The sequence below is a fragment of the Pseudomonas tumuqii genome (assembly GCF_013184545.1).
Classification (GTDB): Bacteria; Pseudomonadota; Gammaproteobacteria; order Pseudomonadales; family Pseudomonadaceae; genus Aquipseudomonas; species Aquipseudomonas tumuqii.
The window spans coordinates 110,458-129,707 of sequence record NZ_JAAOJA010000004.1; the positions used below are offsets into that span (position 1 = coordinate 110,458).

At 65.9% G+C, this 19,250-nt stretch carries 12 protein-coding genes and 2 pseudogenes; 8 read left to right on the forward strand and 6 right to left on the reverse strand.

What is annotated here, in order from left to right; all coding sequences use genetic code 11:
* Positions 1-133: 133 nt before the first annotated feature.
* The 4 genes from G9C89_RS09525 to gcvH all read right to left on the reverse strand — a co-directional run bounded on the left by G9C89_RS09525 (position 134) and on the right by gcvH (position 6,371).
* On the reverse strand, positions 134-1,510 hold the full coding sequence (locus G9C89_RS09525) for an L-serine ammonia-lyase (protein ID WP_172147634.1): 1,377 nt from the start codon (positions 1,508-1,510) through the stop codon (positions 134-136).
* A 120-nt stretch (positions 1,511-1,630) separates the two neighbouring features.
* Positions 1,631-2,884, reverse strand: coding sequence for a serine hydroxymethyltransferase (gene glyA / locus G9C89_RS09530; RefSeq protein WP_172147635.1), 1,254 nt, complete (start codon positions 2,882-2,884; stop codon positions 1,631-1,633).
* 238 nt (positions 2,885-3,122) lie between these two features.
* Entirely contained in the window at positions 3,123-5,978 is a 2,856-nt protein-coding gene (gene gcvP, locus G9C89_RS09535; protein WP_172147636.1) for an aminomethyl-transferring glycine dehydrogenase, read from the reverse strand.
* A gap of 9 nt (positions 5,979-5,987) precedes the next feature.
* Positions 5,988-6,371 (reverse strand): glycine cleavage system protein GcvH, encoded by a 384-nt coding sequence (gene gcvH / locus G9C89_RS09540; protein WP_172147637.1) that lies wholly within the window; start codon positions 6,369-6,371, stop codon positions 5,988-5,990.
* A gap of 359 nt (positions 6,372-6,730) precedes the next feature.
* Between gcvH and sodC the strand changes: the two genes are divergently transcribed.
* The gene (sodC, locus tag G9C89_RS09545; protein ID WP_172147638.1) at positions 6,731-7,282 is read left to right on the forward strand and encodes a superoxide dismutase family protein; all 552 of its coding nucleotides are present in this window, start codon (positions 6,731-6,733) and stop codon (positions 7,280-7,282) included.
* Between the two features lie 165 nt (positions 7,283-7,447).
* On the opposite strand, the gene G9C89_RS09550 is transcribed toward sodC, so the two are convergent.
* A complete protein-coding gene (locus G9C89_RS09550) occupies positions 7,448-8,854 on the reverse strand; it encodes an NAD(P)/FAD-dependent oxidoreductase (protein ID WP_172147639.1) in 1,407 nt (468 codons plus the stop codon).
* Between the two features lie 267 nt (positions 8,855-9,121).
* Here G9C89_RS09550 and G9C89_RS09555 point away from each other — a divergent pair, with 267 nt between their 5' ends.
* The 4 genes and pseudogenes from G9C89_RS09555 to G9C89_RS25510 all read left to right on the forward strand — a co-directional run.
* Positions 9,122-10,891, forward strand: a complete 1,770-nt coding sequence (locus G9C89_RS09555; protein WP_172147640.1) for a DUF1302 domain-containing protein — start codon at positions 9,122-9,124, stop codon at positions 10,889-10,891.
* A 28-nt stretch (positions 10,892-10,919) separates the two neighbouring features.
* Positions 10,920-12,290, forward strand: a complete 1,371-nt coding sequence (locus G9C89_RS09560; RefSeq protein ID WP_172147641.1) for a DUF1329 domain-containing protein — start codon at positions 10,920-10,922, stop codon at positions 12,288-12,290.
* A 522-nt stretch (positions 12,291-12,812) separates the two neighbouring features.
* Positions 12,813-14,606: pseudogene (locus G9C89_RS09565) on the forward strand (hypothetical protein); the annotation flags it as partial.
* 189 nt (positions 14,607-14,795) lie between these two features.
* Positions 14,796-14,987: pseudogene (locus tag G9C89_RS25510) on the forward strand (response regulator transcription factor); the annotation flags it as partial.
* 91 nt (positions 14,988-15,078) lie between these two features.
* On the opposite strand, the gene G9C89_RS09570 reads toward G9C89_RS25510, so the two are convergent.
* The gene (locus G9C89_RS09570) at positions 15,079-15,879 is read right to left on the reverse strand and encodes a SirB1 family protein (RefSeq protein ID WP_172147643.1); all 801 of its coding nucleotides are present in this window, start codon (positions 15,877-15,879) and stop codon (positions 15,079-15,081) included.
* 178 nt (positions 15,880-16,057) lie between these two features.
* Between G9C89_RS09570 and G9C89_RS09575 the strand changes: the two genes are divergently transcribed.
* From G9C89_RS09575 to G9C89_RS09585, 3 genes are all read left to right on the forward strand, one after another.
* Positions 16,058-17,077 (forward strand): Leu/Phe/Val dehydrogenase, encoded by a 1,020-nt coding sequence (locus G9C89_RS09575; RefSeq protein ID WP_172147644.1) that lies wholly within the window; start codon positions 16,058-16,060, stop codon positions 17,075-17,077.
* An 87-nt stretch (positions 17,078-17,164) separates the two neighbouring features.
* Positions 17,165-18,259 carry a pyruvate dehydrogenase (acetyl-transferring) E1 component subunit alpha gene (gene pdhA / locus G9C89_RS09580; protein ID WP_172147645.1) on the forward strand — a complete coding sequence of 365 codons (1,095 nt, stop codon included), beginning with the start codon at positions 17,165-17,167 and terminating at the stop codon, positions 18,257-18,259.
* Positions 18,252-19,238 carry an alpha-ketoacid dehydrogenase subunit beta gene (locus tag G9C89_RS09585; RefSeq protein ID WP_172147646.1) on the forward strand — a complete coding sequence of 329 codons (987 nt, stop codon included), beginning with the start codon at positions 18,252-18,254 and terminating at the stop codon, positions 19,236-19,238. Before pdhA ends, G9C89_RS09585 begins: the two co-directional genes overlap by 8 nt.
* The last annotated feature ends 12 nt before the right edge of the window (positions 19,239-19,250 follow it).

The window sequence follows — 19,250 nt, forward strand, 5'->3', positions numbered from 1 at the left end:
CGGTTTTCTCCATTGATGTCGTGGGTGGGGCGAATATCGACCCCTCTCCCTAGCCCTCTCCCCAGAGGGGCGAGGGGATGGTTGCAGTGTTATGGCGTAGGGTGGCGGCAATTCGCGCGCCCGTAACAGGTGTTCAGCATTCGATGATGTTCACCGCCAGGCCGCCGCGCGAGGTTTCCTTGTATTTGCTCTTCATGTCGGCGCCGGTCTGGCGCATGGTGCGGATCACCTTGTCGAGCGAGACGAAGTGCTGGCCATCGCCGCGCAGGGCCATGCGCGCGGCGTTGATCGCCTTCACCGAGCCCATGGCGTTGCGTTCGATGCAGGGTACCTGAACCAGGCCGCCGATCGGGTCGCAGGTCAGGCCGAGGTTGTGTTCCATGCCGATCTCGGCGGCATTCTCCACCTGGTTGACGCTGCCGCCGAGCACTTCGCACAAGGCGCCGGCGGCCATCGAGCAGGCCACGCCGACTTCGCCCTGGCAGCCGACTTCGGCGCCGGAGATCGAGGCGTTTTCCTTGTAGAGGATGCCGATGGCGGCGGCGGTGAGCAGGAAGCGCACCACGCCGTCGTCGTTGGCGCCGGGGATGAAGCGCGTGTAGTAGTGCAGCACCGCCGGCACTATGCCGGCCGCGCCGTTGGTTGGGGCGGTCACCACGCGGCCGCCGCTGGCGTTTTCCTCGTTCACCGCCAGGGCGTAGAGGTTGACCCAGTCGAGCACGCTGAGGGCATCGCGCAGGGCGGCTTCCGGGTGCTGGCACAGTTGCCGATGGAGGGCGGCGGCGCGGCGTCTGACCTTGAGCCCGCCGGGCATGATGCCTTCATTGCGGCAGCCGGCTTCGACGCAGTCCTGCATCACCTGCCAGATCTTCAGCAGGCCGGCGCGGGTTTCCGCTTCCGGGCGCCAGGCGGCTTCGTTGGCCAGCATCACCTGGCTGATCGACAGCTGGTGTTCGGCGCAGTGGACGAGCAATTGCCTGGCGGTGGTGAAGGGGTAGGTCAGTACGGTCTGGTCTTCGACGATGCGGTCGGCACCGGCGGCGTCCTCGTCGACGACGAAACCACCGCCCACCGAGTAGTACTCGCGCGAACGGATCTGCAGGCCGGCCGCATCGAAGGCGCGGAAGATCATGCCGTTGGGGTGGAACTCCAGCGGTTTGCGGATCATCGCCAGGTGTTCTTTCTCGATGAAGCGGATGGTTTTTTCGCCGAGCAGTTGCAGTTCGCCGGTTTCGCGCAGGGTCGCCAGGCGCCCGGCGATACTGGCAATGTCGACGCTGTCCGGCTGCTCGCCTTGCAGGCCGAGGAGCACCGCCTTGTCGCTGCCGTGGCCTTTGCCGGTGGCGCCGAGCGAGCCGTACAGCTCGACTTTCACCGACTCGGTGCTGGCCAGCAGGTCGTCGCGGCGCAGGCCTTCGGCAAAGCGTGCGGCGGCGCGCATCGGCCCGACCGTGTGCGAGCTGGACGGGCCGATGCCGATTTTGAATAGATCGAAAACGCTGAGTGACATGCTTGACTCCATCGGCTGGTCAGCCATTTTGACGTAGGAGCAGGAGCGGACGCCGAGTCCTATGCCCGCGACTATCGCGGCACATCGCGGGCATGGCCCGCTCCTACGGCAGTGCGTTACTTATGCAGAGTAGACCGGGAAAGTCGCGCAAAGGTCGGCGACCTGACCACGAACCCGCTCGCTCACTTCGGCGTTATCCAGCTCATCGAGGATGTCGCAGATCCAGCCGGCCAGCTCGCGGCACTCGCCTTGCTTGAAGCCGCGGCTGGTCACCGCCGGGGTGCCGATGCGGATGCCGGAGGTGACGAACGGCGACTGCGGGTCGTTCGGCACAGCGTTCTTGTTCACCGTGATATGCGCCGCGCCCAGCGCCGCATCGGCGGCCTTGCCGGTCAGGCCCTGCTTGACCAGGCTGAGCAGCATCAGGTGGTTGTCGGTGCCGCCGGACACCACCTCATAGCCGCGACCGACGAACACCTCGGCCATCGTGCGGGCGTTGTCGATCACCTGCTGCTGGTAGGCGACGAAGGCCGGCTCCAGGGCTTCCTTGAAGCACACCGCCTTGGCCGCGATCACGTGCATCAAGGGACCGCCCTGAGCGCCGGGGAACACCGCGGAGTTGAGCTTCTTCTCGATCTCCGGGTTGGCCTTGGCCAGGATCAGGCCGCCGCGCGGACCGCGCAGGGTCTTGTGGGTGGTGCTGGTGACCACGTCGGCATAGGGCAGCGGGTTGGGGTACAGGCCGGCGGCGACCAGCCCGGCGACATGCGCCATGTCGACGAACAGCAGGGCGCCAACCTGGTCGGCGATGGCGCGGAAGCGGGCGAAATCCAGGGTGCGCGAATAGGCGCTGAAGCCGGCGACGATCATCTTCGGCTGGCACTCGACGGCCAGGCGCTCGACTTCGGCGTAGTCGATCAGGCCGTTGCCGTCGATGCCGTACTGCACCGCGTTGTACAGCTTGCCCGAGGACGACACCTTGGCGCCGTGGGTCAGGTGGCCGCCGTGGGCCAGGCTCATGCCGAGGATGGTATCGCCAGCATTGAGCAGCGCCAGGTATACGGCGCTGTTGGCGGAGGAACCGGAGTGCGGCTGGACGTTGGCGTAGTCGGCGCCGAACAGCTGCTTGGCGCGCTCGATGGCCAGCTGCTCGACCACATCGACGTGCTCACAGCCGCCGTAGTAGCGCTTGCCCGGGTAGCCTTCGGCGTACTTGTTGGTCAGGCCACTGCCCTGGGCATGCATGACCCGTTTGCTTGCGTAGTTTTCCGAGGCGATCAACTCGATGTGATCTTCCTGGCGCTGCTCTTCGGCGTTGATCGCGGCGAGCAGGGCGTCATCGTAGCCTTGCAGTTGGTCGTGCTTGCTGAACATGGCGAGGATCCTCGGTTGTTGTTCTTGTCGGGTGCAACTGACCCGCCCCGGGTAGGGGTGAGTCGAAAATATTGGGTAAACAAAACGTAGGGTGGGTTGGCGAAGCGATACCCATCATTGCGTAAGCCGCGCTGGCCCTTGATGGGTTACGCGGTGCGCGGAGAGGGGTGTCAGCAATGCGAGAGGTGTCCCGCACCGCTAACCTACGCGGCCCGACCCATCCTACGTTTTTATCGCCTCAGGCCTCCTGATAGGCCTCGATCGACGGGCAGGCGCAGACCAGGTTGCGGTCGCCGAACACGTTGTCGACCCGGCCGACCGGTGGCCAGTACTTGCCATCGATCAAGCTGGCAACCGGGTAGACCGCCTGTTCGCGGCTGTAGGCGTGGGTCCACTCGCCGACCAGTTCCAGGGCGGTGTGCGGCGCGTTCTTCAGCGGGTTGTCGGTGGCGTCCAGTTCGCCACGTTCGACCGCGCGGATTTCATTGCGGATGGCGATCATGGCGTCGCAGAAGCGGTCCAGTTCTTCCTTGGATTCGCTTTCGGTCGGCTCGATCATCAGGGTGCCGGCGACCGGGAAGGACATGGTCGGGGCGTGGAAACCGAAGTCGATCAGGCGCTTGGCCACGTCGTCGACGCTGATGCCGGAGCTGTCCTTGAGCGGACGGATATCCAGGATGCACTCGTGGGCGACCAGGCCGCCTTCACCGCTGTAGAGCACCGGGTAGTGTTCTTCCAGGCGGCGGGCGATGTAGTTGGCGTTGAGAATGGCCATCTGCGAGGCGCGCTTGAGGCCTTCGCCGCCCATCATGCTGATGTACATCCAAGTGATCGGCAGGATGCTGGCGCTGCCGAACGGCGCGGCGCTGACCGCACCGACCTTGCGTTGCATGCTGGCGTGGCCGGGCAGGAACGGGATCAGGTGCGCCTTGACCCCGATCGGGCCGACGCCCGGGCCGCCACCGCCGTGGGGAATGCAGAAGGTCTTGTGCAGGTTCAGGTGCGAGACGTCGCCGCCGAAGCGGCCCGGCGCGCAGAGGCCGACCATGGCGTTCATGTTGGCGCCGTCGATGTACACCTGACCGCCGTTGTCGTGGACGATCTGGGCGATCTCGCGGATGCCTTCCTCGAACACGCCGTGGGTCGACGGGTAGGTGATCATCAGCGCGGCCAGGCGCTCCTTGTGCTCTTCGGCCTTGGCCTTGAGGTCGGCGATGTCGACGTTGCCGCGGGCGTCACAGGCGGTCACCACCACGCGCATGCCGGCCATGCTGGCGGTTGCCGGGTTGGTGCCGTGGGCCGAGGAGGGGATCAGGCAGATGTCGCGCTGCTCGTCGCCGCGGCTCTGGTGGTAGGCGCGGATCGCCAGCAGGCCGGCGTATTCGCCCTGGGAGCCGGCGTTCGGCTGCAGGGAGATGCCGTCATAGCCGGTGGCGGCGCAGAGCATGGCTTCCAGCTCGTCGGTCAGCTGCTGGTAGCCCTGGCTCTGCTCGGCCGGGGCCAAGGGATGCAGGTTGCCGAACTCGGCCCAGGTCACCGGCATCATTTCGCTGGCGGCGTTGAGCTTCATGGTGCAGGAGCCCAGCGGGATCATGCTGCGGTCCAGCGCCAGGTCCTTGTCGGCGAGCTTGCGCAGGTAGCGCATCAGCTCGGTTTCCGAGTGGTAACGGTTGAACACCTGGTGCTGCAGGATCGCCGACTGACGCAGCAGGCCTTGCGGCAGACGCGTAGCGACGCTGGCGGCCAGCTCGGCGAAGTCAGGCAGGCTGTTGCCCGGCTCGGCGAAGACTTCCCACAGGCGCTCGACGGCGGCCTGGTCGGTGGTTTCGTCCAGCGACAGGCCCAGGCGTTCGCCGTCGATCTCGCGCAGGTTGATGCCCATCGCGCGTGCCTGCTGGTGCAGTTGTGCGGTGCGCTCGCCGCTGGCGACGGTCAGGGTGTCGAAGAAGTGCGCTTGCTCCACGGCCAGGCCGAGTTTGGCCAGGCCCTGGGCGAGAATCGCGGTCAGCTGGTGGGTGCGCTGGGCGATCTGGATCAGGCCTTTGGGGCCGTGGTACACGGCATACATGCTGGCGATGTTGGCCAGCAGCACCTGGGCGGTGCAGATGTTGCTGGTGGCCTTCTCGCGGCGGATGTGCTGCTCGCGGGTCTGCATGGCCAGGCGCAGGGCCGGCTTGCCGAAACGGTCGACCGACATGCCGACCAGGCGGCCCGGCATGTCGCGCTTGAACGCATCGCGGGTGGCGAAGTAGGCGGCGTGCGGGCCGCCGAAACCCAGCGGCACACCGAAACGCTGGGCGCTGCCCAGGGCTACGTCGGCGCCGAATTCGCCCGGCGGGGTCAGCAGGGTCAGGGCCAGCAGGTCGGCGGCCACCGCGACCAGGGCATTGGCGGCGTGGAAGCGCTCGACCAGCGCGCGGTAGTCGAAGATATCGCCATTGCTCGCCGGGTATTGCAGCAGCGCGCCGAAGTAGGCGCTGGCATCGGTGATGGCGCTTTCGTCGCCGACCACCACCTCGATACCCAGCGGTTCGGCGCGGGTGCGCAGCACGTCGAGGGTCTGTGGGTGGCAATGCTGGGAGGCGAAGAAGGCGTTGCTGGCCTTGTTCTTCGACAGGCGCTTGCAGAAGGTCATGGCTTCGGCGGCGGCGGTGGCTTCGTCGAGCAAGGATGCGTTGGCGATCGACAGGCCGGTGAGGTCGATGATCAGGGTCTGGAAATTCAGCAGCGCTTCCAGGCGGCCCTGGGAAATTTCCGGCTGATAGGGGGTGTAGGCGGTGTACCAGGCCGGGTTTTCCAGCAGGTTGCGCAGGATCGCGCTCGGCGTGTGGGTGCCATAGTAACCCTGGCCGATGTAGGTCTTGAGTTGCTGATTGTGACCGGCAATCGCCTTGATCTTGGCCAGGGCATCGGCTTCGGACAGGCCCGGGGTCTGGCCGAGGACGCTGGTGCCCTTGATGCTCTCGGGGATCACGCTGGCGGTCAGGGCGTCGAGGGAGTCGAAACCGAGGGTGCCGAGCATGGCCGCCGTGTCGGCGTCGCGCGGGCCGATATGGCGGGCGATGAATTCGTTCTGGGTGGTCAGATCGGTCATGTTGCTCTCTCAGGCGTCGGCGTTGGCATTGAGCAGGCGCTCGTAAGCGGCCTGGTCGAGCAGGTCAGCCACGGCACTGGCATTGGTCGGACGGAAGCGGAAGAACCAGCCCTTGCCCAGCGGATCCTCGTTGACCAGTTCCGGGCTGGCCTCCAGCTCGGCGTTGACTTCGAGCACTTCGCCGTCCAGCGGCATGGCGATGTTGCTGGCCGCTTTTACCGACTCCAGTACCGCGACTTCTGCGCCTTCAGCGTAGCTCTGCAGGTCCGGCAGTTGCACGAACACCACATCACCCAGGGCTTCCTGGGCGTAGGCGGTGATGCCCACGGTGACCAGGCCATCGGCGTCCTGACGCAGCCATTCGTGTTCGACAGTAAAACGCAACTCGCTCATGGGGATTCCTCAAGGGGGCGCCCGCTTCTTGGCTGGCGGGCCGTTGTAATGCGCTCGTGGCGGGCAGCGAGCGCAGGGATGCTGACCTTCTGCAATGCCAGTGCCAAAACTAAAAAGTATAATTAAAACAACGAGTTATATATTTACAGGGGTACCCGTTGCATTTATGTGTAGCGAAATCGATACGGATGGCTGTGTCGTTCTCGGGAAAATCGGTGTCGCTTTAGTGGTGCCGGGGGCTCTCGGTGCATGTATTCAAATCGTTACGACGTATCGATTTGAATACATCGACTATTATGAACCCACAGCAGTCCCCGATTGTCCGTTGCACAACCGCTTGATAACCCAGGAGTCAGCCCATGCGTCCTTGCATCGCCCTCAGCTTCTCATTGTTCATCGCCGGTGGCCTGCAGGCGGCCGAATCGGTCACCGTCGACATGGCCAGGACCAGCGAGTCCGGCAGCGGCCCGTCGCTCGGCAGCGTCAGCATCAGCGAGTCCAAGTACGGCCTGGTGTTCACCCCCAGTCTCGCCGGGCTGGAGCCGGGCCTGCATGGCTTTCACGTGCACATGACCGGCAACTGCAATGCCGTGGAGGTGGATGGCAAGCTGACCCCGGCCGGCGCCGCCGGTGGTCACTGGGACCCGGACAAGACCGGCCGGCACGGTTTCCCCTGGGAGGACGATGCGCACCGCGGCGATCTGCCGGCGCTCTATGTGGCCGCCGATGGCAGCGCCACCCAAGCGGTGCTGGCGCCACGCCTGAAGAGTCTGAAAGACCTGCACAACCGCGCGTTGATGGTACACGCCGGCGCGGACAATCACGCCGACCATCCCCAGCCCCTGGGCGGCGGAGGTGCACGTTTCGCCTGCGGGGTGATCAAGCTGCCGGTCAGTCCCGGCCCGGTCTAGCAGGTGTGCTGTACGCAACCTTGTAGGAGGCGCGCCCCGCGGCGAATGCAGCCCGCAGGGCTGCCAGCTTGTGGTGCTGCGCTGCAGGGTAAAGGCTTCGCCCCGAGGTCACGGAACGCCACCCGGACCCTCCCACAGTTAAGGCGATAAGGCGATCGGCGCGGCTCAGCGCATCAGGCCTTCCATGAAGTCCGCCAGTCTGGCGGCCAGGGCGCGGCGCCAGGGTGGGCTGTGCGGGTTGGCGAGCACCCGGTCTTCGGCGGCGAAGCTGCGCATGATGGCGGTGTAGCCGAGCCAGCGGCAGGGTTCCGGCTCCCAGGCCTTGAGGGCGGACAGGGGGCGTTCGCCGAGCACCCAGGGTTGCCGGGTCAGCTGGCTGCTGTGGCCGAGAATCAGGTCGGCCAGGGTGCGCCCGCCGAGGTTGCTGGCGCCGACACCTTCACCGCCGTAGCCGCCGGAGAGGGCGATGCGGTTGTTGCGGTCGAGCAGCATGTGCGGCTGGAAGCGCCGCGCCATGCCGAGGTTGCCGCCCCAGCCATGACTGATCGCGACGTTGCGCAACTGCGGGAACAGCTCGCCGAACAGGTAGCGGCGCAGGCCGATTTCCTCGGCATTCAGGTTGAAGTCCTGGCGCAGCTTGCCGGCGAAGCGGTAGCCGCCACGGGCGCCGAACACCAGGCGGTCGTCGGCGCTGCGCTGGCCGTAGGTGACCTGGCGGCTGAATTCGCTGAAGGCCTGGCCGCGATCGAGGCCGATCTCGTCCCACTGGCTGGCCGACAGGGGTTCTGTGGCCAGCAGCAGGCTTTGCACCGGCAACTGATAGCGGCGCAGCAGCGGCAGCTCGGCGGCGTAGCCTTCCACCGCCGGTACCACCCAGTCGGCGCGCAACTCGCCCTGGGCGGTGCGCAGCAGGCCCGGCTGCCAATGGGTCACGCGGCTTTGCTCGAACAGCTGCACGCCCAGGCGTTCGACCGCCTGGGCCAGGCCGCGCACCAGTCTGGCTGGCTGGATGGTTGCGCAGTGCGGGCTGTGGATGGCGCCGAGCGGGCCGTTGATGCGCAGCTGTTGCTGCAGTTCGCCCGGCGTCAGCCAGCGGTAGTCGGCTTCGCTGAGGCCCTCGGCGTACAGCGAGTCGAGCCAGCTGCGCAGGCGGCGCTCCTGCTCCGGGTAACGCGCTGCACAATAGAGCACACCGCCCTGGCGGTAGTCGCAGGCGATGCCTTCGCGTTGCAAGACCTCGGCGACTGCGTCGGGGATGCCGTGCAGCAGGTCGAAGGCGGCCCGGCGCTGTTCGGCGGGCAAGCCGGCGAGCAGGCGGTCTTCGCCGAGCAGGTTGCCCATCAGCCAGCCGCCGTTACGCCCCGAGGCGCCAAAGCCGGCGTACTCGGCCTCGACCACGGCGATGCGCAGTTCGGGCGCCTGGCGTTTGAGGTAGTAGGCGGTCCACAAGCCGGTGTAACCGGCGCCGATGATCGCCACATCGACCTCCAGCCGACCTTGCAGCGCCGGGCGCGGCGTCAGGGGCTGGTCGAGCTGATCCATCCACAGGCTGATGGGCGGGTACGGCGACATGCTGGTTATTCCTGGTTGAGTGCGTTGCCAGCCTAGCCGGCGCAAGGCGTTTTGTCCCGGTGCGCTCGGCGCTATTTCGGCTGGGTATTCAGCGGCGCTATGGCAGGCCATCCAGCAGGCTCATATGCCGGCGCGCAAGCCGCGCGGCAGGCGGGCATTCACTCTTTCGGTTGACAGGGCGAATCCCTCTTTCGGGCGCTTATCCGCAAGGGTGGCGCTGGGTAACTTGAGCCCTCAACACGAAACCATGCTTTCCAGGAGAGCCGCATGACAACAAAAACAAGGCATGCAAGCTTCCAGCCGTGCGCACTGGCAGTTGCCGTCGCCCTAGGCTGTGTCGCGCCGGTCCAGGCGATCACGTTCAATGCCGGCGAGCTCGAAGTCCAGTTCGATTCCGCGCTGTCGGTCGGCGCCAGTTGGTCGGTGCGCGGCGCCGATCCGGACTTCATCTCGGTCGCCAGCGGCGGCGAGGCCTCCTCGCGCACCTCGGACGACGGCCGCTTGAACTTCAAGAAAGGCGAGACCTTCTCGAAGATCTTCAAGGGCATCCACGACCTCGAATTGAAGTACGGCGACAGCGGTGTGTTCGTTCGCGGCAAGTACTGGTACGACTTCGAGACCAAGGACGAGAGCCGCCTGTTCTACGACATCGACGACCACAATCGCAAGGAAGCGGCGCAGTCTTCCGGCGCGCAGATTCTCGATGCCTTCGTCTATCACAACTACAGCATCGGCGACCTGCCGGGCAGCGTGCGGGTCGGCAAGCAGGTGGTCAGCTGGGGCGAGAGCACCTTCATCCAGAACTCGATCAACTCGATCAACCCGGTCGACGTGGCCGCCTTCCGCCGCCCCGGCGCGGAGATCAAGGAAGGCCTGATCCCGGTCAACATGCTCTATCTCTCCCAGGGTCTGAGCGACTCGCTGAGCATGGAAGCCTTCTATCAGCTGGAGTGGGATCAGACCGTGGTGGATAACTGCGGCACCTTCTTCTCCACCACCGATGTGATTGCCGACGGCTGCGATGATCGCCTGACCGTGTTCGGCCCGGATCTGCCGCCGGGCGAGTCGAACAACAGCTTTGCCCCTGGCGAAAACGTCTATATCCCACGTGCCGGCGACCGCGATGCGCGTGACAGCGGGCAGTACGGGGTGGCCTTGCGCTGGTTTGCCGAGCAGTTGAACGACACCGAGTTCGGCCTCTATGCGATGAACTACCACAGCCGCGGCCCGGTATTCAGCACCATCCGCACCACCACCCCTTCAGGGGCCTTTATCCCCGGTGCGCCGAACGCCCGTTACTTTATCGAATATCCGGAGGATATCCGCCTCTATGGCATGAGCTTCCAGACCAACGTCGGTGGCACCGCGTTGTCCGGCGAACTCAGTTACCGGCCGAACATGCCGATGCAGATCAACTCCACCGATCTGTCCTTCGCCGCCCTGGGCCTGCCCTTCAACCCGGTATTCGAGAGCGGCCAGGCGCAGAACGTCGGCGGCAGCGACATCCACGGCTACGAGCGCAAGCCCTTCACCCAGGCGCAGATCACCGCGATCCAGTTCATCGACCGGGTACTCGGCGCCAGCCGCCTGACCCTGATCGGTGAAGTCGGCTACAACCACATCAGCGGCATCAGCGATGATGTCGGCGAACTGCGCTTCGGCCGCGACCCGATCTTCGGCGCTGGCGAGTTCAGCGTGCCCGGTGTGTGCGGCGCGTTCAACGCCGCCAACCCGGACGAGTGTCAGGGCGATGGTTTCTACACCAGCAGTTCCTGGGGTTACCGCTTTGTCGCCAGCGCCGACTACAGCAACGTGATCGCCGGGGTCAACCTGACTCCGAGCGTCGCCTGGTCGCACGACGTCGACGGTTATGGGCCAAACTTCAATGAAGGCAGCAAGGCCGTCAGCCTAGGTCTGCGTGCCGATTACCAGAACACCTATAACGCCAGCCTCAGCTACACCGATTTCTTCGGCGGCGAATACAACACCATCACCGACCGAGACTTCGTTGCCCTGAGTTTCGGTGCGAACTTCTGATCAACCACGCGCAAAGGATCCGTACATGATGAAAACTACAAGAATCCTGCAAACTGGCGCGCTGGCCCTGAGCCTGCTGGCCAGCAGTGTGATGGCGGCAGTCTCCGAACAGGAAGCCGCGCAACTGGGCAGCAGCCTGACCCCGATAGGCGCGGAAATGGCCGGCAACGCCGACGGCAGCATTCCGGCCTGGACCGGCGGTCTGCCAACCAACGCCGGTGCGGTCGACGCCAAGGGCTTCCTCGCCGACCCGTTCGCCAGCGAGCAACCATTGTTCACCATCACCGCCGCCAATGCCGAGCAGTACAAGGACAAGCTGTCCGCCGGGCAAATGGCGATGTTCAAGCGCTATGCCGACACCTACAAGATCCCGGTCTACCCGACCCATCGCAGCGCTGCGCTGCCCGATGAGATCTACGCAGCGGCCAAGCAGAGCGCACTCAATACCAAGCCCATGGATGGCGGTAACGGTCTGCAGGACTTCAGCGACAGCCGCTACTACGCCTTCCCGATCCCCAAGAGCGGGGTCGAGGTGGTGTGGAACCACATCACCCGTTACCGCGGCGGTAACGTCAAGCGCTACATCACCCAGGCGACTCCGCAGACCAACGGCTCTTACAGCATCGTCAAGTTCGAGGACGAAATCGCCTTCCCCTCCGACATGCCCGACGTCGACCCGGCCAAGGCGAGCAACATCCTGCTCTACTTCAAGCAACGGGTGACTGCACCTTCGCGCCTGGCTGGTAACGTGCTGCTGGTCCACGAGACCATCGACCAGGTCAAGGAGCCGCGCCTGGCGTGGATCTACAACGCCGGCCAGCGCCGCGTGCGCCGCGCCCCGCAGGTGGCCTACGACGGTCCGGGCACCGCCGCCGATGGCATGCGTACCGCAGACAACTTCGACCTGTTCTCCGGTGCGCCGGATCGTTACGACTGGAAACTGGTCGGCAAGAAGGAGATGTACATTCCCTACAATAGCTACAAGCTGGATTCGCCCAGCCTGAAATACGACGACGTGATCAAGGCCGGGCATATCAACCAGGACCTGACCCGTTACGAGCTGCACCGGGTCTGGGAAGTGGAGGCCACGCTGAAGTCCGGCGAGCGGCACATCTACGCCAAACGCCACATGTACTTCGACGAGGACAGCTGGCAGTTGGCCCTGGTTGACCACTACGACGGTCGCGGCCAGTTGTGGCGCGTCGCCGAGGGGCATGCGCAGAATTACTATCACCAGAAGGTGCCGGCCTACACCATGGAGGCTCTCTACGACGTCGTCGCCGGTCGCTACCTGGCCCTGGGCATGAAGAACGAAGAGAAGTCCGCCTATGCCTTCGGCTTCAAGGCCAGTGCCGCCGACTACACCCCGGCCGCCCTGCGCAGCTCAGGCGTGCGCTAGGGCCGACAGAGTCACTGCTGTCACTGCTCCTCCTTAATTGGGCGGCCTTCGGGCCGCCTTTTTTTTATCGCCAAATATTAGCTAGGCTGATACAGCTATTGCAGGCCCGGGTTCGGGTCTAGTCTCATGAGCACTGCTCCCCAAACAAAATCAATACGAGCCGTCATGACCGCCTACGCGCCATCTCCGCCCATCGCATTGCCATCCTGCGCCAAGGGCCTGTTACCGCGCCAACCGCCCGGGCATGTTCAGCGCGCGCAACTGCAGCGCCGCTTGCTCGCCCAGGACTGTCGCTTGCGTTTGCTGATCGCCCCCGCGGGGTTCGGCAAGTCGGTGCTGCTCGCCGACTGCGCCCGCCAATGTCCGCCCGAATGCTCGCCGCTGTGGCTCAACTGCGCCGGGCAGCCAACCTCGCCGGCGGCGTTCTGCCGACAACTGGCCAGCGCCCTGGGCTATCCGTCGAGCATGAGCGAAGCCGCACTGTTGGCGGCGCTGCAGCAGGAGCAGCGCGCGCTGTGGATCATGCTCAACGACTATCCGCGCGAGCCCGATGGCGAACTCGACGCCTGCCTCGATCGTCTGCTCTGCGCTTCGCCGGCCAACCTCAGCTGGTGGCTCGGCAGCCGGCGGCGCCCGCTTTGCAACCTGCCGCGCCTGCTGCTGGAGGGCGAGTTGTTCGAGCTGGGGGGCGCGGAACTGGCCTTCACTCCGGGCGAGGTCGGCGCCTGGTTACAGCATGTGGATACGCTGCGCGCCAGCCGCGCGGACAACCTGCTCGGCCTGACCCGTGGCTGGCCGGCGGCCCTGCGTCTGCTGGCCGCCCAGGGCGAACGCGAGGGCTCGGGATCGCCGCTGTGTGAAGATCATAATCCCCTGCTGCGCGACTATATCGAGCACGAGGTGTTGCAGGGGCTGCCCGCCGAACTGAACCACGCACTCTGCCAGTTGGCGCAGATTCCGCGTTTCAACGATGAACTCTGCGAGCACCTGCTGGGCGTGGGCGAGGGGGCGGCCTGGCTGCAGGCGTTGCGCGCCCGCGGCCTGTTCATCAATGAAGTGGAGGGTGCGGCGGACTGGCTCGAGGTCTTCCCGCCACTGGCTCATCTGCTGCAGCAGCGGACCAAGACCGCGCCTTGCACCGGCCTGCACCTGCATGCCAGCCAGTGGTTCGCTGCCCGCGGCGAGGTGCGCGCGGCGGTGGAGCATGCGCTCAAGGGCGGCCAGCCGGAAGTCGCGGCCAGTTTTCTTGAACGCTTCGCCGAGGAGCGACTGCTGCAAGGCCAGGATCTGGCGCTGATTCTGCATTGGCGCAGCTCGCTGCCGGAAAGCCTGCTGACCAGCACTCCGCGCCTGATTCTGCTGAACGCCTGGGCACTGTTGCTGGTCGGGCGCCTGGAGGAGGCGCAGGCCTGCGTCGATCAACTGCAGCGCTTTCAGCCGCGTGCCGATGCCGAGCGCCTGGCCGAGCTGTTCGCCCAGTGGCAAGCGATTCGCGGGGTTGCCGCCTATGGTCGTGGCCAGGCGCCAGAGGCGCGCGCGCATCTGCTCGAGGCGCTGTCGGCGTTGCCGGATAGCGCCTGGGCGCAGAGCCTGCTTTGCCGTTCGGTGCTGACCCAGATCGCCATCGGCGAAGGCCGGCTGGAACAGGCGCAGCAGCTCAGCTACGAGGTACTCAAGCAGGCGCGCCGCTGCGGTAGCACGGTGTTTGAGGCCTTGCTGGAGCTCGATCACGCGCTGCTGCTGGAGGTGCGCGGTGAGTTTGCCCGCGCCGAGGCACTGCTGCAGCGGGTGCTCGAACAGATGGATGCGCAGTCGTTGCAGCGGACGCCGGTGCGTGGCCGGATTTTGCTGCGTCTGGGGCGTCTGGCGCTGCGTCAGGGTTGCATCGAGCAAGCGACCAGCCACCTGCAAACCGGGCTCGCGGATGCCCGGGCTGATGGTGACCCGGGGGCCTTTCATGGCTATCTGGGCCTGGCCGAGTTGGCCACTTGCCGCCGCGATATTCCCGCCGCATTCGCCCACCTGGCCGAAGCCGAGCGCTGGATGCAGCGCCAGCGGATCAGCGATACCCTCTATCGCGGCGTGCTGTTGCTGGCCAGCAGCCGCCTGTGGATCTACCAGGGGCACCACTCGCGTGCTCGCGAAGCCTTGACCCGGGTGCTGGGGCACCGACTCGAAACCAGCGTGCCGCCGCCGAATTTTCCCGAGCTGTTCCTGCGCCTGGAACATCTATTGCTGTGCCTCGACATGCTGCGTGGCGTAGATGTCCGCGAGGCGCTGCAGTCATTGCTCGACCAGGCCGTGGGGCAGGGCCGCCAGGCATTCGCCAGCGAACTCTGGGCAAGTTATGCCGAGGCCTGCAGCGCCTGCGCAGATCTGCCGGCGGCGAACCAGGCCCGGCAGGCCGCGCAAAGCTTGCGTGAGCGCCTGAACTATCAGGGGCTGTGGTTCGCCGCCGCCGAACCGCCCCAAGCGGCAATCGGCGAGATGCCGGCGGCGGCAGATGCCTGCCTCAGCTGCCGTGAGCTGACTGTGCTACGCCTGATCGCCCAAGGCCTGTCCAATCAGGAAGTCGCCGAACAGCTGTTTATTTCCCTGCATACGGTGAAGACCCATGCGCGGCGGATCAACGGCAAGCTCGGCGTCGCCCGGCGCACCCAGGCAGTGGCGCAGGCCAAGGCGTTGGGGCTGTTGTAAGCAAGGCAATGTCTTGTTGTCACACCGTAGGGCGCGACACAAAACCCGGCGGGCTATCGCTGCGCTCCGAACGGATCGCCGCCCGGGTGAATCAATGCAGGGGCGGGGGCGTGCCGAGCTGGCGCAGGCGCTCGGCGAGCAGCATGCGTTGCGCCGGGTCGTCGCACAGCAGCAGGGCGTGCTGCACATCGAAGCGCTCGGCCTGAGGGCACTCCAGCCGTTGGTACAGCTCGGCGCGGGCCAGGTGGTCGGCCACCGTGGGCGCGCCCAGCAGCAACACGCGTTCGGCATCTTTCAAGGCCGCCAGGTAGTCCTCTTCCAGCAGGTGCAGGTGATGCAGGTTGCGTGAGAGCCGTTGCAGCATGCTGCGACCATCGCAGGGGCGCATGTGACTGGCGCTGAGTTCGGCCTGGGCGCCCTGGTAGCGGATCAGCAGTTCGCGGCAGTCACGGGTGTACAGGCGTCGTCCGCCGCAGGGGTCGAGCAGGTGATCGGCGCCCGCTACCCGCAGCAGGAAATGTCCGGGGAAGTTCACCCCTTGCAAGGGGATCTCCAGGCGTCGCGCCAGCTCCAGGGCGATCAATGCCAGCGCCAGCGGTTGTCCGCGGCGGCGCTGGATAACCTTGTGCAGCAAGGCGACCTGCGGGCGTGGCGGGCTGTCGTCTTCGCGAAAATCCAGCTCACTCAGGCGCCGCAGCAGCGGTTGCGCCAGTTCCTGGGGCGGCAAGGCGGGGAGGCCGAGGCTGATTTGCTGCTGCAGCGTGCCGAACTCACGCAGCACCTCGGCCGGTTGCAACGTCGGATCGTGTTCGGCGGCAATCCATAGCGCCGCCTCGAAGACCGCAGGCGGTTCTCGCTCAAGGCAGGCAAGACAGGTCTGGCGTGGGCTCATGATCACCTCCGCAGAATACTCGGTTGTAACCGCCTTGCTGGGCGGCGTCCAGTGCTGCGCCTGGATTTGCCGTTTATGCAGCCCGGCTTTGCTCAAGGCCCGGCTTATGCCGGCCTGGCCGGGCGGTTTCGGGGGCTGCACCTATACTGGCTGTAACCAGAAGCAAGGGAGCCACAGCATGTTCGCCATGATGGAAGCCGCCCGGCTTGAGGAATTGCACCTCACGCAGGATCCCGCCACGGGCCTCAAGGCCATAATCGCCATCCACAACACGCGTCTCGGTCCAGCCCTCGGTGGCTGCCGCTACTTGGCGTATCCCGACGAGCAGAGTGCCATTCGCGATGCCGTGCGCCTGGCCCAGGGCATGAGCTACAAGGCCGCACTGGCCGGCCTCGAGCAGGGCGGCGGCAAGGCGGTGATCATCCGCCCGGCGCATGTCGCCAACCGTGGGGCGCTGTTCGAGGCGTTCGGCCGTTTCATCGAGACGCTCAATGGTCGCTACATCACCGCAGTGGACAGCGGCACCTCCAGCGCCGACATGGACTGCATCGCCCAGCACACCCAGCATGTCACCAGCACCACCGAGGAGGGCGATCCTTCGCCGCATACGGCCATGGGCGTATTCGCCGGGATTCGCGCCACGGCGCAGGCGCGTCTGGGCGGCGATGATCTGCAAGGCTTGCGCGTGGCCATCCAGGGGCTTGGCCATGTCGGCTATGCGCTGGCCGAGCAGCTGCACGCCGTCGGTGCCGAGTTGCTGGTCAGCGACCTGGATCGCGGCAGGGTGCAACTGGCAGTGGAACAACTGGGCGCCCATCCGGTGGCCAGTGACGCCCTGCTCTCCACGCCCTGCGACATCTTCGCGCCCTGCGGTCTCGGCGGCGTGCTGAATGGCGAAACGGTTGGCCAGCTGCGTTGTTCGGCAGTGGCCGGTTCGGCCAACAATCAACTGGCCAGTGCCGACATCGCCGACACCCTGCAGGCGCGCGGGATTCTCTATGCGCCGGATTACGTGATCAATGCCGGCGGGCTGATCTACGTCGCCCTCAGGCACCGCGGTGAGAGCCTGGCGGCGATCACCACGCACCTGCAGCAGATCAGCCTGCGCCTGACCGAGATCTACGCCCACGCCCAGGCCGACAAGCGCTCACCCGCGCGGGTCGCCGATGCCCTGGCCGAGCGTTTGCTGTACGGCTGACCCTGCTTGTCCTGGCCGGCCAGCCTCAGCCGATGCCACAAGCGTCGGCCGTTGTTAGCACACTCACAAGGTGCCGAGGAAACGTCCATGAATTTGCTCAACCCCGACATACCCTATACCCGTTACCTGGATCCGCAGGGTCGCCTGCTCGGTGCCTTGCCGGCGTGGGCCGACGACTTCGACTTGCTGATCCGCCTGTACCGGCAGATGGTCCTGACCCGCCTGTTCGACCAGAAGGCCGTGGCCCTGCAGCGTACCGGGCGCATCGGCACCTATGCGCCGACCATCGGCCAGGAAGCCATAGGCGTGGCCATCGGCGCCTTGATGAAGCCCGAGGACGTGCTGGTGCCTTATTACCGCGACACCGCCGTGCAGGTGATGCGTGGGGTGAAGATGGAGGAAATCCTCCTCTACTGGGGCGGCGACGAGCGTGGCAGCGCCTATGTCGACCCGGCGGTGGCCCAGGACTTTCCGCTCTGCGTGCCGATCGCCACCCAGGCCCTGCATGCCTGCGGCGTGGCCACGGCGATGAAAATTCGCGGCGAGCACCGGGTCGCCGTCACCACCTGCGGCGATGGTGCGACCAGCAAGGGCGACTTCCTCGAGGCGCTCAACGTCGCCGGCGCCTGGCAATTGCCGGTGGTCTTCGTGGTCAACAACAACCAGTGGGCGATCTCGGTGCCGCGGCGCATCCAGTGCGGTGCGCCGACCCTGGCGCAGAAGGCCATCGGTGCCGGTTTTCCCGGCGAGCAGGTCGACGGCAACGACATCATCGCCGTTTACGAGCGCATGCAGGTCGCCCTGGAGCGTGCCCGCCACGGCAAGGGCCCGGTGTTGCTGGAGTGCATCAGCTACCGCCTCGGCGACCACACCACCGCCGACGACGCCACCCGCTATCGCCCGGCCTCCGAGGTCAAGCAGGCCTGGCAGGAGGAGCCGGTCAAGCGCCTGCAGGCTTTTCTCGCCGCCCAGGGGGTGTGGGACGAAGGCCGCGAGCAGGCGCTGATCGGCGAGTGCCAGGGCCTGGTGCAGCAGGCGGTGGAGGCCTTCGAACAGGTCGGCACGCAGCCGCTCGACGCGCTGTTCGACTACGTCTATGCGCAGTGGCCGGCGGCGCTGGCCGAGCAGCGCGACATGCTGCGCGAGCGCGTCGCCCGACGTGAGGAGAGCCGCCATGAGTGAGGCCAAACTGACCCTGCTGGAGGCGATCAACCTGGCCCTGCACCGGGCCATGTACGAGGACCTGGATGTGGTGGTGCTGGGCGAGGATGTCGGCGTCAACGGCGGTGTGTTCCGCGCCACTGCCGGCCTGCGCGACACCTTCGGCTTCAAGCGGGTGATCGACACGCCACTGGCCGAGACCATGATCGCCGGGCTGGCGATCGGCATGGCCGCACAGGGGTTGAAGCCGGTGATGGAAATCCAGTTCATGGGCTTCATTTACCCGGCGCTGGATCAGTTGGTCTCGCATGCCAGCCGCCTGCGCAATCGCACCCGCGGCCGCTTGAGCTGCCCGATGGTGTTGCGCACGCCAATGGGCGCCGGGATTCGTGCGCCGGAACACCACAGTGAAAGCACCGAGGCGATGTTCGCCCATATTCCCGGCCTGCGCGTGGTCATCCCGTCCTCGCCGGCGCGGGCCTATGGCCTGCTGTTGGCGGCCATCGACGATCCCGATCCGGTGATCTTCCTCGAGCCCACGCGGTTGTACCGGATGAACCCGCAGGTGCTGCATGACGATGGCAAGCGCCTGCCGCTGGACAGCTGCTTCACCCTGCGCGAGGGCAGCGACCTGACCCTGATCAGCTGGGGCGCCAGTGTCCACGAGACCCTGCAGGCGGCCGCGCAACTGCAGGAGCGCGGGGTGTCCGCCGAGGTGATCGACGTTGCCTGCATCAAGCCGCTGGATCTGGATACCCTCGAAGCCTCGGTGCGCAAGACCGGGCGCTGCGTGATCGTGCACGAGGCGCCGAAGAGCTGCGCGGTCGGCGCGGAAATCGCCGCCAGCCTGTACGAGCGCGCCCTGCTGGATTTGCAGGCGCCGATCCAGCGGGTCACTGCGCCGGATATCCCGCCGCCGCTGTACCGCCAGGAGCAACTGTATATACCCGGCGTCGAGGACATCCTCGCCGCTTGCGAGACGGTACTGGATTACGCCTGAAACGGGTGTACG

Bases quoted from the DNA above. Each gene is read 5' to 3' on its own strand.
- G9C89_RS09570 (WP_172147643.1), bottom strand. From the start codon at position 15,879: ATGAGCCCACGCCAGACCTGTCTTGCCTGCCTTGAGCGAGAACCGCCT.
- gcvH (WP_172147637.1), bottom strand. From the start codon at position 6,371: ATGAGCGAGTTGCGTTTTACTGTCGAACACGAATGGCTGCGTCAGGAC.
- gcvP (WP_172147636.1), bottom strand. From the start codon at position 5,978: ATGACCGATCTGACCACCCAGAACGAATTCATCGCCCGCCATATCGGC.
- G9C89_RS09585 (WP_172147646.1), top strand. From the start codon at position 18,252: ATGAGTGAGGCCAAACTGACCCTGCTGGAGGCGATCAACCTGGCCCTG.
- G9C89_RS09560 (WP_172147641.1), top strand. From the start codon at position 10,920: ATGAAAACTACAAGAATCCTGCAAACTGGCGCGCTGGCCCTGAGCCTG.
- G9C89_RS09555 (WP_172147640.1), top strand. From the start codon at position 9,122: ATGACAACAAAAACAAGGCATGCAAGCTTCCAGCCGTGCGCACTGGCA.
- sodC (WP_172147638.1), top strand. From the start codon at position 6,731: ATGCGTCCTTGCATCGCCCTCAGCTTCTCATTGTTCATCGCCGGTGGC.
- pdhA (WP_172147645.1), top strand. From the start codon at position 17,165: ATGAATTTGCTCAACCCCGACATACCCTATACCCGTTACCTGGATCCG.
- G9C89_RS09575 (WP_172147644.1), top strand. From the start codon at position 16,058: ATGTTCGCCATGATGGAAGCCGCCCGGCTTGAGGAATTGCACCTCACG.
- glyA (WP_172147635.1), bottom strand. From the start codon at position 2,884: ATGTTCAGCAAGCACGACCAACTGCAAGGCTACGATGACGCCCTGCTC.
- G9C89_RS09525 (WP_172147634.1), bottom strand. From the start codon at position 1,510: ATGTCACTCAGCGTTTTCGATCTATTCAAAATCGGCATCGGCCCGTCC.
- G9C89_RS09550 (WP_172147639.1), bottom strand. From the start codon at position 8,854: ATGTCGCCGTACCCGCCCATCAGCCTGTGGATGGATCAGCTCGACCAG.